Origin of the sequence: Paenibacillus peoriae (genome assembly GCF_022531965.1) — a bacterium.
Classification (GTDB): Bacteria; Bacillota; Bacilli; order Paenibacillales; family Paenibacillaceae; genus Paenibacillus; species Paenibacillus polymyxa_D.
On sequence record NZ_CP092831.1, the window covers coordinates 4259144 to 4273955 of the forward strand.

The 14812-nt window shown below is 47.3% G+C and carries 9 protein-coding genes and 1 riboswitch; of the genes, 1 reads left to right on the forward strand and 8 read right to left on the reverse strand.

The window, feature by feature from the left end; genetic code table 11:
* Nucleotides 1-136 precede the first annotated feature (136 nt).
* The 8 genes from pulA to gcvH all read right to left on the reverse strand — a co-directional run bounded on the left by pulA (nt 137) and on the right by gcvH (nt 12974).
* The gene (gene pulA / locus MLD56_RS18895; protein WP_029515691.1) at nt 137-2671 is read right to left on the reverse strand and encodes a type I pullulanase; all 2535 of its coding nucleotides are present in this window, start codon (nt 2669-2671) and stop codon (nt 137-139) included.
* 255 nt (nt 2672-2926) lie between these two features.
* Entirely contained in the window at nt 2927-4582 is a 1656-nt protein-coding gene (locus MLD56_RS18900; protein ID WP_029515692.1) for an amino acid ABC transporter ATP-binding/permease protein, read from the reverse strand.
* Complete coding sequence (locus MLD56_RS18905; RefSeq protein WP_029515693.1) at nt 4575-6728, reverse strand: DUF454 family protein; 2154 nt, start codon at nt 6726-6728, stop codon at nt 4575-4577. The genes MLD56_RS18900 and MLD56_RS18905 overlap by 8 nt, the downstream gene beginning before the upstream one ends.
* Before the next feature lie 214 nt (nt 6729-6942).
* Nucleotides 6943-8088 carry a mannitol-1-phosphate 5-dehydrogenase gene (locus tag MLD56_RS18910; protein WP_165149649.1) on the reverse strand — a complete coding sequence of 382 codons (1146 nt, stop codon included), beginning with the start codon at nt 8086-8088 and terminating at the stop codon, nt 6943-6945.
* A complete protein-coding gene (locus tag MLD56_RS18915; RefSeq protein ID WP_029515695.1) occupies nt 8085-8519 on the reverse strand; it encodes a PTS mannitol transporter subunit IIA in 435 nt (144 codons plus the stop codon). The genes MLD56_RS18910 and MLD56_RS18915 overlap by 4 nt, the downstream gene beginning before the upstream one ends.
* Entirely contained in the window at nt 8516-10594 is a 2079-nt protein-coding gene (locus MLD56_RS18920) for a BglG family transcription antiterminator (protein ID WP_029515696.1), read from the reverse strand. The genes MLD56_RS18915 and MLD56_RS18920 overlap by 4 nt, the downstream gene beginning before the upstream one ends.
* An 81-nt stretch (nt 10595-10675) precedes the next feature.
* Nucleotides 10676-12154 carry a PTS mannitol transporter subunit IIBC gene (locus MLD56_RS18925; protein ID WP_029515697.1) on the reverse strand — a complete coding sequence of 493 codons (1479 nt, stop codon included), beginning with the start codon at nt 12152-12154 and terminating at the stop codon, nt 10676-10678.
* A gap of 427 nt (nt 12155-12581) precedes the next feature.
* A complete protein-coding gene (gene gcvH / locus MLD56_RS18930; RefSeq protein ID WP_029515698.1) occupies nt 12582-12974 on the reverse strand; it encodes a glycine cleavage system protein GcvH in 393 nt (130 codons plus the stop codon).
* A 392-nt stretch (nt 12975-13366) separates the two neighbouring features.
* Nucleotides 13367-13466: riboswitch (glycine riboswitch) on the forward strand.
* Between the two features lie 176 nt (nt 13467-13642).
* On the opposite strand from gcvH, the gene gcvT reads away from it, so the two are divergent.
* Complete coding sequence (gcvT, locus tag MLD56_RS18940) at nt 13643-14743, forward strand: glycine cleavage system aminomethyltransferase GcvT (protein ID WP_029515699.1); 1101 nt, start codon at nt 13643-13645, stop codon at nt 14741-14743.
* The last annotated feature ends 69 nt before the right edge of the window (nt 14744-14812 follow it).

Sequence of the window (14812 nt, forward strand, 5' to 3'; positions counted from 1 at the left end):
GCAAAACTAAACAAGTCCATAATTCTATTTTACCCCTTTTTTCTGAAACTGACACACGTTTGCATAAAAAAATAGCATTTCTCGAAATGATCGAAAAATGCTATTTTTGTGTATATACGCAACCAAGCACGCAAGTCTAACCGGCCCGATTATCATTTACCAGTAACAAATATTCTTCTCTGCCACTATGAATCAGTACCTGCATCACAGACTGGTTCTGGTCTATATCAATATATCGATCTGCCTCAACATCCTTGGCATCCCAGTGATTAAGCCGGACAATGTAGCCAATTCGCTGTATATCAGGAGCCACCTGAATACGCGCTATTGCACGACCGTCATCCAAATCCCGAAATTCGACATGTCCGTCGCGATGCCCAGTTCCCCATACCCATACGTTCCAGCCAGTGTATTGCCGATCCGTACGCTCGTAGATCAGTTCAATCGTACGAAATGGAGCGACTTCATTATCGTTTCCAAGCTGCACATCTGTCAAAGCCATGGCTGTACCTGCAATTTCTTGATCTGTTCCCTCATCCGAGTCTTCCAATTCGTTCTCCGCCTGACGATTAGCCTGATCTTGTTCAGTCAAAAAGGAGACTCGTGCAGGTTCTTCCTGATCATATAACACCATCATTGACCAGCGCGATACAGTTACACGATGGCCTACGACTTCATACCGTGTCTCATTACCAGCCCCGTGTGCGTCCACGACCACATGCCAACGATCCGATTCCGCAGGCAATACTATCGTCTGCTCCGTATCCGAGCCGTTATAAATCACCACAATATGATTCCAGGCATCGCCGTTAGCATGGTGCCTCAAAGCAAAGGCCACCACATGCCCACTGCTTTGCAGCACTTCCATGTGCTGCTCCACCAGCTCACGTTGGTCCATTCGGAATGCTGGGTGGCTGCGTCGCAAAGCAATTAAGCCTTGGTAGTAATCAAACACGGGGCGAAACCTCGCCTTGTTATCCCAATGAATGGCATTGACCACATCTGAGCTCCGGTAACTATTGTGGTCTCCATATTTGGAGCGCAACAGTTCATCCCCTGCATGAATAAAAGGAATACCTTGAGATGTGAGTACCATGCCGTTGGCCAACAGGGACTTGCGCACGGTTTCGTCCTCTAGCAGGTTATTTTCATCCAGTTCCCCATACGGATCTGCTTCGGCAACAGCATGTTCAGGTGTCCTCCCATCCTGTGGCTTCCCCTGCTCCCATTGTGGAAAACGACAGTGCTCCCGCAAATGTCTTACCGTCAAAATTTTATCCCACAGATTGAGATTATCGTGGGCAGTTACATAATTGACGGTCTCCGATGGCTGAGCTGTGAAATCATGAATAGCCCCAAAAGCACCTTTGAGCACCTGCTCCTCCTGATGTTCTGCCCCCGTGGCAAACCCGCTTCCAGTACCGTCGCTATCCCCCTTAATAGCAGAACGGTAGTTGTCGTTAAAAACAGCAAAGCCTTTGTCCCGTTGTGTTCCTTTTAGCGTAAGCAAGGGTTGTGGAGATTCTCCTCCCGTCCAAGGCTCACCATAGATCAGCAGATCCGGACGCACTTCAGAGCGAAGTTCTTGCGTAAGCTGCACCACGGTTGGTGTATCAATCAGACCCATCAGATCAAATCGAAAGCCGTCTATATGATATTCCTCTGCCCAATAGCGTAGTGAATCCTTGATATACTTGCGCACCATCGGACGTTCGGTTGCCACCTCATTGCCTACACCTGATCCATTGGTGAGCTGCCCTTGTTCATCCGTGCGGTAATAATATCCAGGTACAACAGGCTCAAATGGCCCCTGTTCCACCGAATACGTATGGTTGTATACAACGTCCATAATGACACCGATGCCGGCAGAATGCAAAGACTGTACCAGCAGTTTCAGCTCTCGTATACGTGCCTCCGGATCAGCCGGATTGGAAGAATAAGACCCCTCCGGCACATTATAATGCTGGGGATCATAGCCCCAGTTATATTCAGTATCTAATTCCGCAAAGTCATTCACCGTATGAAAATCAGCTACCGGAAGCAAATGAACATGTGTAATGCCCAGTTCCAGCAGATGATCCAGCCCGATACTGTTCCCCTCAGGATCCTTCAATCCCGTATACGTAAAGGCCTCAAACCGTCCCTGAGCAGCAGATAAGCCTTTTTTCCCTGTATTAAAATAGGTATCCATCGAAAAATCACGCACATGAACCTCATAGAGAATGGCATCCGTCGGCCGCTTAAGGGTAGGCCCCGCATCCAATTCCCATCCATCCGGGTTGGTTTGAGCCAAATCAATGATCGCTGTACGTTGCCCGTTGGCTGATACCGCTGTGGCATATGGATCGGCAGCATAATGAACAGTGTTGTCCGCCCACTCCAGCCTGTACATGTAATAATATTTGTTCCAGTCACCTTCCAGCTCTATAGACCATACCCCTTGATCATCACGGATCATGAGAAATTCCTGGCCCCCGCCGTGCTCCTGAACGTTCCCCTCCTGATCGTACGCCCCTGCATCGCTATACAACGCTATATGGACCTGCTTCGCAGTCGGGGCCCATACCTTGAACTTGCTGCCCGCAGGCGTATAAGTAAGACCCAAATCATAGCCTTCATATATGGGATATTTTGTGTGCTCAAGCTCTTTAAGCTGATTGAAATCTGACATTTCTGTTCACCACCCATTTCTGTACATCGGCTTACAGCCTCTGTTCATCCATCATTTATGATGTTTATGACTTGTCAATATACCTTAGGATTTTATAAAATCTTCACCTAATAGGCTAACAAAATAAGACAAGCTTGAAAAGCTGGATGATTTAAATAAGGATGACGCTTCCATTTCAACACACACTCCATTTTATGACAATACCATGAACAGGCTACAACTTTTGCCCTTAGGATATAACAATAGTTAGAAAAGTCAGGACAGTCTTCGATTATCCATTTGAAAAATATCATCAGCAATCCGCATGGTAGAACTTCGGTGCGAAACAAGGACAATCGTTTTATCTTGCTGCTGTTCCTTTAACGATTTTAAAATAATGGCCTCGTTCAGGCTGTCCAAATTGCTGGTAGGCTCGTCGAGCAGTAAGAGAGACGCATCATGGACAAAGGCTCTGGCCAGCCCCAAGCGTTGACGTTCTCCACCAGACAGCCTGTCCCCCAATTCTCCAACTCGGCTGTCATACCCCTGAGGCAAGGTCATAATAAAATCGTGCACGGATGCCTTACGTGCTGCTTCCACCACCTGCTCATGTGTAGCATCAGGCTTTCCGATTTTGATATTAGCTGCAATGGAATCATCAAACAGGAACGTATGCTGGTCTACATAGCTCTGTAAGGCTCTCAAATGCCGGGTTCCAATTTCCTTCAAATCGTGTCCGGATAGCAAAATTTCACCTTGCTGCGGGTCCCTAAATCGCATCAGCAACTTCAGCAGTGTAGACTTGCCAGAGCCGCTTTTACCCTGAATGCCTAAAATCCGCTTATGCGGTATCATGAGACTTACATCATTCAGCACCGTTTGACCATCGTATGAAAAAGTCACCTTGTCTACTCGTGCCCCAGTAAAGGCGACACTCATCCCGTCGATATTTTCCTCTACCTCCGGAGTTTCCTCCAATAGACTCAACACTCGTTCCCCGCTTGCCAGCGTTTGAAGCAAATTGTTGGACAAATTGCTCAGTGCGACCACCGGACCAAATGAACTAAACAGAGCAATGACTGAAATCAGCATACTTGTAAAATCCATCTGTCCTTTAGACATGCTATACAATCCAGCTAGCAGCATCAAGAATGAAAATCCGACTACAGCTGCATCTGTGACTGCTCTTGTGATGCCTTCATGATGCTTCAACTCTTTCTGCTTGGCATCCAACTGATCCGTACGACGGTTAATTTCATTTAATCGTTGTTCCCCTTGCCCATATTGCACAATTTCCTTCATCCCACGTAAGCTGTCCAAAAAATAACTGCTCAGCTGGCCGAAGCTGCTCCGGTATTCCATCCCTTGGCGCTTGCCCATACGTGTCGTAAGTAGGGGAATAAACAAACCGACGGTTATGTAAGCAAGCGCAGCAAGCCAGCCTAGCAGAGGCTCATAAGAACCGATAAAAAACACCATGAGCAGTGAGGTGATGATGCCAATCATAACAGGAGCTATCGTATGCGCATAAAATACTTCCAGCAACTCAATATCACTTGTAATGAGTGAGATCAGATTTCCCTTGTCCTTGCCTTCCAATTTGGCTGGAGCGAGTCTTCGCAGGGCTTGAAGCATCTTGTCACGTAGTACAGCCAGCAGCTTGAAAGCGAGATAGTGACCACTCATTTGCTCGCCATAACGGAATACGCCGCGCAGTACGGCGCAAACCACGATCGTTGTCAGCAAAAACGATAGGGTGTAGCCTGTCGTGATGCCCGTTGCTGTAAGCAGAGCCAGGGCTCCAAACACTATAATGCCAATAGCACATACAAAACCAAGCACTCCTGTAACAATCGTGATAAGCAGCACAGGTAAAAGAGGTCCTGCCAAGACCAACAATTGACCCATGATTCGTAAACCGGGTCTACGCATATACTGCACCCCCTTTTACAAACTGTTCCATCCGATGCTGACTGAGATACATCTCCGCATAATGTCCCTGCTTGCTCAACAGTTCCTGATGTGTTCCGGATTCTGCCACCAAACCGTTTTGCAGCACATAGATACAGTCGGATTGGACTACGTTTTCCAGTCTGTGAGAGATAAGAATCACTGTTTTTTGACCTGCCAGCGCATGTATAACCTCCATAATGCCTTCCTCACTTTCACTGTCAATGTTAGAAGTGGCCTCGTCAAAAATGTAGACACGACTATCATGTAGCAATGCTCTGGCTAGTGCTAGCCGTTGGCGCTGTCCTCCTGACAGATTTGCTCCCTGCTCTTCCAGTTCTGCTTCCAGACCTCCTTCTGAGAGGATAAAATCATACAGCTTCACTTGTCGCAAAGCTTCCAGCATGTGTTGCTCATCCGCGTGCTCATTGCCCATTTTTAAATTTGCTTCCACGGTGCCTTTAAAAATATAGCTGTTAAAACCGATCCAGGTCATATGACGCATGCGGCTTTCTTCCGAAATATCGGTAAGCTCGGTTCCTCCAATCGTCAGGCTTCCTCGATACCCCTCGTGATGCCCAACAATCAATCCGGCTACCGTACTTTTACCAGAGCCTGATTCCCCAACAATGGATACAAAGCTGCCCTGGGGAATATCCATGGATACATTTCGTAAGGTATCTCTTTCGTCGTAGGCGAAACTCACCTGTTCCAGACGAATATCTGTGGTTTCTATGCTTTTTTGTCCTTGGATAAGGTCCTCTGTGCTCAACATTTGGAATATTTTGTCACTTGCAGCCATTCCGTTCATGGCGATATGAAAGTAAGAACCCAGAAGACGCAGAGGAATAAAAAATTCTGCCGACAGCAAAACAATGATGATTGCTCCTGCCAAGCCAATTCGTCCAGAAGAATATTCGCTTACCGCGACCAGTACACCCGCAGCGGCACCACCAAATGCGATAAGATCCATAATGGCCACGGAGTTAAGCTGCATAGTCAGCACTTTCATCGTCATTTTGCGAAAATCTTCAGCTGCTGTGTTCATTTCCTGATGTTTATCCTGGTCTGTTCCGTACATTTTGAGCGTAGTCAGACCTTGCACATTCTCCAAAAAGCTGTGGCCCAAATTGACGTAACTACCCCAATATTTCCGAAAAAGCTTTTTAGCCATCCTCATAATGACAATGATCGACACTGGAATTAAGGGAACGCAGATCAATAGTATAATGGCTGCTTTGAAGCTGACAAAAGAGAGGGTAATGAATAACGTTACGGGGGCAAGCAGACTGTAAAATAGCTGAGGCATATATCTACCGAAATAGGTTTCAAGCTGCTCTACCCCTTCTACAGCAACCTGAATAACCCCCGAGGTGGAGGTATGATCTGTATATGCGGGCCCTATCTTCAGCAACTTGCTGTAAATTTGCGAGCGCAGCGTTTTTTTAGCATTTACCGAAGCACGATAGGATAACATACTGGCTGCATAATTGCTCAGGCAGCGAACTGCAATAGCAGCAATAACAATGACCGTCATAGATAGAATCAGCTTGCGAGTCACTTGTCCTTCCCATGCCTGCTGCATAACAAAGGCCATAGACAACACAGCGGCTATACTCCCCAAAAGACCGATCCACTGCACAAGCACACCCCATACGATATATTTTCGAGAATGTTCCACTAGACCGAGCAGACGGCTGTCGACCATTTTAGACTTTTTTTTTGGAGTAGGTGCAGGTGAAGATGAGGGCGTTATTTTTGCTGCAGCGTTTCTCACTGTTCCGATTCGGAATATAAAGTAATAATATTTAAAAAGGATGACCAAGACGATGAGCGTTTTGCCCCACACATTAGGGGTGAAAATAAAGCCTATAATCAGCATCGTTGACGCTAAGCCCAATGTCGTGATTTTCGTAGACAGCTTCAACGACCTTGTTTGAACAAAACTCTCTAGATGCTTTTGGTACAGGGAGGTATTCGAAAACCACTGGTGAATCCTTTCGGACCCCCGCATAAAGAAAAAGGTCGCGAGCAGCAGAAACGGTGTAGTCGGTAGCAATGGTAGCACTACACCAATAACTCCAAGCGCCAAAAATAAAAACCCTAAGGTAATATAGATCGGTTTCACTATAATCCTCCCTAATAGTTATAATAGTAATGATTTCATTTTATAGATAATGATAATCATTATCAATATAAACAATTTAAGCAGGTTGTTATGTGATGTAAATCACGCATATAAAAATCCTCTTGAAGCACATCTCTACAGAACACGCTAGTGTTGATGTGGATGCTTTGTCTTCAAGAGGATTATCGAAATCTAATGTTAGTAATACGTTGTTTTATGAATTTATAATATCATATTGCTCCAATATCTGCCGATGTAACGGGTGGTCTGCGGTTATGGAAGTATAACGCGTCAGCGCCACACCCAGCCCTTCGTTGCGGATCACCTGCTGAAGCTCGACTGCCTCGGGGTCTTCCGTAATATCAAATTTACAGGCAGCAGCCATTCCTAACGCCAGATGATCCGTCGGAATGCCATACTCCTGCGCTTGGAGCGCGGGACGTACAAGACGGTCATTGGGAGACAGCTTGCGTAATGGTGAACGTCCGACCCGAGTAACATCGTCTATTAGATTAGGGTTGCGGAAGCGATCCAAAATTTTAGAGATGTACTTCCTATGCTCCTCTTGATCCAAACCGAAGCGCTTCACAAGCACCGCTCCCGTTTCCTCCAGTGACCCTTGTATCGAATCCACCACCTTGCTATCCTTCATGGCCTCCTGAATGGTAGCATAACCTGCGGTATAACCAAGATAAGCTGCCACGCAATGTCCCGTATTTACCGTGAACAGCTTTCGTTCAATGTAAGGCTCTAGATCCTGCACGTACAGGATACCTTCGATTTCTTCATGCTCAGATGCCATTTGCGAACGATCCACCACCCACTCATAAAAAGGCTCTACCTGCACATGTAACGGGTCCTCGTGTTGCTGGATCGGCACAATCCGGTCTACCGCAGCATTTGGAAAATACACCGAAGCCTCAGCCTTGGCACGGGTCGCCTCATCCAATAGCGCAAAAACATGCTCTTTCAGTTGCGCACTACCTCCGATTGCATTTTCACAGGCAATCACATGCAGCGGCCTCGCTCCTCGCTCTACCCGCCGCTTGATGCCCTCCGCAATGCCTGCTGCAATGTGCTTGAGGATGCTGACACCTACTGCGGTCGTTACCAGATCAGCGTGGTCTACCGCATCGGCTACAGCCGCTGCATCCTTGCCGTCAATCGCCGTCACATTCATGACCAGCTCCGTATCCTTTGTATCATTGGCTAACTCTACGGTGTATTGTTTACGACGGCGTAACTCGGATACAAGGGTGTCATTGACATCTGAAAAGACAACCTCATAGCCTGCACGCGACAGAATCAATCCGATAAAGCCGCGACCGATATTTCCTGCTCCAAAGTGGACGGCTCTCATAGCTCCAGCTCACTTTCGAACAGATCTATAATTTCCTGTGGGGTCACCGCGTTGCGAAGTTTCTCCATGTTTTCTTCCTCTGCACACACCACAGCAATACTCGTCAAAATCTCCATATGATTGCCGCCTTGTGCTGCAATGCCGATTACCATGTATGCTTTTTCTTCCCCAAAATCTACGCCTTGCGGAAACTGAACGATGGAGATGCCTGTGGATTGAATAAGCGTCTTGGATTCCTTGGTGCCATGTGGAATAGCCAGCCCGTTCCCGATATAGGTGGACACGATCTCCTCGCGTTCCAGCATCTTGTCAATGTACTCACTTGAAATATGTCCTGCATCCAGCAGGATTTGTCCAGCCATACGAATCGCCTCATATTTGTCTTTGGCGGTTGCATTCATTTTTACTTTGTCTATCGTCATAATACTCACGGTAGGTTCCTCCCTGTCCCTAATTTACTGTGGAAAAATCCAGCTAGCTCACTCGATATATAATTGACAATATGATCCCTGCTACCGTGTTCCAGTAGCGTAACCATGTCTTCCTGCAAGAGTAATGCACTAATCTCGCTCAATACCTCCAAGCTTTCTCTCGGCAGCTCACGAGGTCCCAACATGAGCAGCACGCATTCTACCTGTTCGCCTGTATCCGCCAACAGCGGCTCTGCCAGCTTATACAAGGTAAGCGAAGGTTTGCGAATATAGTGGCTACGCGTATGAACTAAAGCAATGGAGGTATCAGAGATCACCTGACTACCTTGGCGCTCTCTTTCCATGAGTTGTGCAGCAACCGCAGAAGGCTCTGTAACATTCCCCCGCCCCGCCTCCAACATGCATATAGCCTCTACGGTCGCCGCCATATCCATCTCCTGATTTTCCAGCGGGTACACTTGAAATTGCTGTACAATGTGTACAATTTCATCGAGACTTTTCCGCAGACCGGTAAGCCACTCCATGTCCTGACCGGGCTGAACAACCTGTTCCTGCTGATGGTCATCAGGATAATTGAGTGTAATATGCTGGATAAATTGACGCAGGCGATCACTCTCCTCCTGCGTCAGCAGCGGGCTGATCTTAAGATAGCGATCTGGTTCAAGCGGTAGCTCTACTGTCGAAATGATCAGATCATAATCCTCCTTGGGGATCCGCGCCGCCTCGTACCATGAGGCCCTATCCACAATTTTGATCTGTGGCAGCTCTTTGGCGAGCCTTGTTGCCAGAAGTCTGGATGAACCAATGCCGCTCGTGCAGACTACGATGGCCCGCACCTCCCGCCGCAATTGTCGCAGCCGCTCCAGCGAAGCGCCGAAATGCATGACGAGAAATCCGATCTCTTCATCAGGGACTTTCATTTCTGTCATGTCCGCCGCAGCCTTTTTCACTGAGTCGAATAAGCTGCTGTAATCCTTGCGGATTTGCTGAAGGAGGGGATTACGAATCGACTTGCCTTCCTTCAAACGTTTGAATACCGGAGCCATATGGGCAATCAGTCCTTCACGCAGAACACGGTCCTCTTCCAATGGCGTGCCTGTTTCTTCCTCCACACGACGAATCAACTCATGAACCGACTCCAGCAGTACAAGATCATCGAGCGGCAGCAGCCGGGTAGAATGATCCTCGGCATCACGGAACAGCAGCCTGAAATAAGATCGTTCCGGGTCCGGAAAGTTAATATCCAGCGCCGCTGACAATTCTGCGCATATGCGTTCTACCATAGCTGTACGCAGCATGATATTCTCATCCGAATCTGTTTTTAAATAGGAGAGAAGAGGATCCATAACATACCCGAGTCGTAGACGTGCCAGCGAAACGCAAATCTGAATCAGCAACTCCATATATTTGCTTTCCACCATGTTTTCCAGCCACTTTTCATGGGGCTGCCAGAGGGCCTTTTCCACGATCAGCAAGTTCCCTCTGCCAATCATCTCCAGCAATTTGTCGGAGACACGGGTCACAGAACGAACCTCTCCCTGGCTGGAAAACAGATCAGATTCATCCAAATGTTCGAGGGCCAGCTCGGAAATCGCCCGTCTTTTGTCTATCTCCCGTCCGGTAATCTCGACACCGTATCCCCGTCTGCGGACAAGCACGAGCCCTCGATCTCCGATCCAGTCTTGTAATTCGTCCAGATCATGACTGACCGTAGTTACCGTGACTTTCAGATCTGAAGCCAGCGCCAGCAGCTTGATCGGCTCCCGTGTATCCAGCAGCATGCAGAGAACCACGATCTTTCTCTCCTCAGCCGAATATTCGTCTGGATTCGTATGCAGCAATTGCTTTCGCAGGCATACAAGCTGAGCTGGGTCTGCATCTATACAGATACCAATCCCTGACTTTTTCTCCAGCTTCACCTCATGAGCTGCCAGCCAATGCTCGACTGCGCCCAGTTCTCGATGAACCGTCCTTGTGCTGACATTGATCTTCGTGGCAATTTCCCCGGCTGTAACCTCTTTGGACTGCTCCAGAAGATATTCCACGATGTCACGTTGTCGTTTCGTAATATTCATAAGCGCATACCGTTCCTTCCCAAGCTCATCCCTCCAGCAGGAGACGTGCACTGCATACAGTCCGCCTGACTATGACGGGGATTAAGAATCGGATTTCAGACGTTCAACCAGCGCTTCGTATTCAGGACTCTTCAGAAAATTGTCAATGGAAATGTGTTCAGCATTCGGGACTACTGTTTTAGCCCGGTCTGTCAACGTTTTTTGCGTAATGACAATATCCGCATCCTGTGGAATTTCACTGATTGCCGTATTCGTAACTGTTACGCCTACGCCCGCCTGCTTCATTTTTTTGCGTAAAATCGAGGCACCCATCGCGCTTGAACCCATACCTGCATCACAGGAAAAGACAATCTTGTTCACTTCGGATTTATCCTTGAGCGTTCGATCTGCGACAATCTCGGCAGCACGATCAGATTCGTGGTTATCTTCCATTACAGTGGCGTTAGCACTGGCACTCTTGCTTTGATTTTTCATATCTTTCAGGCGAGATGCAGCTTCCTCCAGCCCCTCTTCTTGTTGCTTACCTGTCTTGAGTAACACTGCTGCAACAGCAAAGGATACGACCGCAGCAGCGATCACCCCGCTCAGCATTGGCAAATATCCACCTTTTGGCGTCATTAGAAAATAGGCGATGATACTACCCGGTGAAGGAGCAGCAACCAGTCCGGCACCTGTCAACATGAAACAGAAGGTTCCCACAACACCGCCAGCTATAGCTGCAAGAATCAGAATCGGCTTCATCAAAATATAAGGGAAATAAATTTCATGAATCCCGCCGAAAAAATGAATGATGACTGCGCCAGGAGCTGACGACTTCGCAGAGCCTTTACCGAACAGACAGTAGGCCAGCAAAATACCAAGCCCCGGCCCAGGGTTGGATTCCAGCATGAACAGTACGGATTTGCCTGTTCTTGCAGCTTCCTCCAACGCAATCGGACTCAATACTCCGTGATTCAGCGCGTTGTTAAGAAATAATACTTTTCCGGGCTCAATAATGAGGTTGACAAGCGGCAAGAGTCCTGCATTTACGAGAAACTGTACCCCTGCCGACAATACTTGGCTGATGGTTTGAACGACCGGGCCAATCCCCACATGAGCGAGCAGTGCTAGAATGGCACCGATAATCCCGGCCGAGAAATTATTGACCAGCATTTCAAAGCCTGATTTGACTTTGCCTTCAATGGCCTTATCGAACTTCTTCAATATCCACGCAGCCAGCGGACCAGCTACCATCGCGCCCAGGAACATCGGGATATCGGCTCCTACTATGACACCCATCGTCATGATGGCACCGATCACACCTCCACGCTGTCCGTGAATCATCGTGCCCCCTGTATAACCAATCAGCAGCGGCAACAAATAATTTTTCATCGGATCAACCAACTGTGCAAAACCTTCGTTCGGGAACCATCCGGTCGGAATAAAGAGTGCCGTAATCAACCCCCACGCAATAAAGGCTCCCATATTGGGCATAACCATACCGCTAAGAAAACGGCCAAAACGCTGTACGGCGACACGAGTGCCTCCTTTTGAACTTGGCTTTGCGTCCAATGTACTCATATTCAAATCCTCCTTGTAGGTAAGCATCACTACCTTTTCTTAAAATTCATACTAAATGACAGCGCTATCTTCATCAACGAAATGAAAACGTACTTTCGTCATGAACGTTGATGACAACATTTAAATTTAAATTATCCAGGAAGATATTATACCTGCATAATTCTTCTTAATATGACCTGTAGCTATAGAAATTAGTCGAAAAACCGCGCTGGATTATGTATGATTCCTATATGGGGACAACCCTCTATATCAGAACAACACACGTAATTACGTTTGCAAAAAAAAGACAAAAAAATAGCCGCTACGTCAAATCATAGCGACCATTTTATACAAAAATCGAGCAAACTAACGATGCTCTTATTCAATTAAAAATCAATATAAAATTCCGAATAACACGCTATTATTTCATGCTGCATTGCTCTATTTATTACTCCGAAATCAACTGCTCATACTGATCCGCCGACAGTAGTTTGCCCAATGCTTCCTCCACATCTTTATCCATCTCTACTTCTACCATCCAACCTTTGTCATATGGAGATTCATTCACTAGCTCAGGTGTACCTTCCAGCGCTTCATTCACTTTTAATATGGTTCCCGTCACCGGAGCAAAAAGGTCGGATACCGTCTTCACCGACTCAATCGTACCGATCTCCGCTCCCTGCTCAATCGTTACTCCCGCCTCAGGTAATTCTACAAAAACAATATCACCCAGTTGGTGCTGTGCAAAGTCTGTAATACCAATCCGCACCGTTCCATTCTCTGTCCGCTGAACCCACTCATGTTCGTCTGTATACCAAAGTTGCTGCTTCACTTCACCCATTCTGTTCCCCTCACTTCCATATGAATAAAATCGCATTTGCTCACCTGTATTAGACAGGTTAAGATTATGACAATAAGAACACTCATGTCAATAATACTAACAAAAATACTTCATATCACCTCCTATAGCGCTCTATATAAAAATATAATAATTTATAACAAACGCTTACATATCCTTATTTATATATTAAATGTTTTTTCTATTGTTTTTGATGACATTTTTATTGACATTTTGAATGAATTTGCGTATTAATGGGTTATAGCAAATACTTTGGGAAACACCCGACAACTGCAAACGCGGATGAACGCAGAGGGAGAGACTGCCAAAAAGATTCGCATAGCTGTTGCCGCTTGTGAGACAGTTGTGCACGCGAATCGGATCAAGTTGTTATCTGCAAAGCCAGGTAATATACTGCTGATCCCGAAGGTAGCGCCGAAGGAGTAAGCCTGCATTGCAGGTGAATCTCTCAGGCAAAAGGACCTCTGCCGGACGCATCTCTGGAGAGCATTCGCTATTGGAGCGGATCACCCAAGAGGAAACCCGGTACATACCGGGGTAACTTTCTGGTATCAAGGACAGAGCTGAAAAAAGAGTATAGACTGCTGTCTATACGTTTTTTTCGGCCTGTCTTTTTTGTTTTGCCGATCACACCGGATAGGAGTGGAAACATGACTAATTTGCGAAAAACACCGCTATATTCGTCCTACGGGACGCAGTCTGGGGTTCGTTGTATTGACTTTGGCGGCTGGGAGCTCCCCGTTCAGTTTAGCGGTATCCAAAAGGAGCATGAGGCCGTCCGGCAACGTGCGGGTTTATTCGATGTATCGCATATGGGTGAGTTTTTGGTTGAAGGCAAAGAGGCCGAAGCTTTTCTACAAAGGGTGACCACGAATGATGTCAGCCAGTTGGAACCAGGTCAGGCACAATATTCACTCCTGTGTTACCCCGATGGAGGTGTAGTAGACGACCTGCTTGTTTACTGCAAAGGACCGGAGCGCTACATGCTCGTTGTGAACGCCTCCAACATTGATAAGGATTGGGATTGGTTACTTCGTCATGTACCTGCATCCGTTCACATGGAGAATGTGTCTGATGCAATAGCATTGCTGGCATTGCAGGGACCGGAAGCAGCACGTATTGCCGCAGCCGTGGCAGATACGGATATTACGAATCTGGCATCTTTCCACTTTCATGAGAACGTGCCATTGTTCGGAGCAAAAGCACTCGTCTCACGAACCGGATATACGGGCGAAGACGGTTTTGAATTTTATGTACCTGCTGCGGAAGCACCCGCCGTATGGGAGGGTTTGCTTCGTTCCGGTGAGTCGTATGGGCTGATTCCCGCTGGACTTGGTGCTCGGGATACACTACGCTTTGAGGCTCGGTTGCCGCTGTACGGACAGGAGCTATCTGCCACGATTTCACCACTTGAAGCCGGTCTAGGGTACTTCGTCAAGCTGAATAAAGGAGATTTTATCGGTAGAGAAGCACTGCAACGTCAGAAAGATCAAGGGATTCCTCGTAAATTGATCGGGCTGGAAATGATTGATCGCGGCATCCCACGCGCCCATTATCCGGTATTCGCAGAAGGACAACGCATCGGTGAGGTCACAACGGGGACTCAGTCGCCCACCTTGAAGCGTAATCTGGGCCTCGCCTTGGTGGACAGTCGTTTTAGCGCCCTCTCCACACCGCTGGAGGTTGAGATTCGTGGCAAACGCCTGCGTGCCGAGGTAGTGGCAGCACCCTTTTATAAACGCCCGCGCTAATCTTAAACTCTCTTCATTCCAATAAAGCAAACATGTCAGATATGAACTTCCGGGTTTTTCAGCTCACAC

Coding starts and splice junctions, on each gene's coding strand:
- pulA (WP_029515691.1), bottom strand. CDS start 2,671: ATGTCAGATTTCAATCAGCTTAAAGAGCTTGAGCACACAAAATATCCC.
- MLD56_RS18900 (WP_029515692.1), bottom strand. CDS start 4,582: ATGCGTAGACCCGGTTTACGAATCATGGGTCAATTGTTGGTCTTGGCA.
- MLD56_RS18910 (WP_165149649.1), bottom strand. CDS start 8,088: ATGAGAGCCGTCCACTTTGGAGCAGGAAATATCGGTCGCGGCTTTATC.
- MLD56_RS18920 (WP_029515696.1), bottom strand. CDS start 10,594: ATGAATATTACGAAACGACAACGTGACATCGTGGAATATCTTCTGGAG.
- MLD56_RS18925 (WP_029515697.1), bottom strand. CDS start 12,154: ATGAGTACATTGGACGCAAAGCCAAGTTCAAAAGGAGGCACTCGTGTC.
- gcvH (WP_029515698.1), bottom strand. CDS start 12,974: ATGGGTGAAGTGAAGCAGCAACTTTGGTATACAGACGAACATGAGTGG.
- gcvT (WP_029515699.1), top strand. CDS start 13,643: ATGACTAATTTGCGAAAAACACCGCTATATTCGTCCTACGGGACGCAG.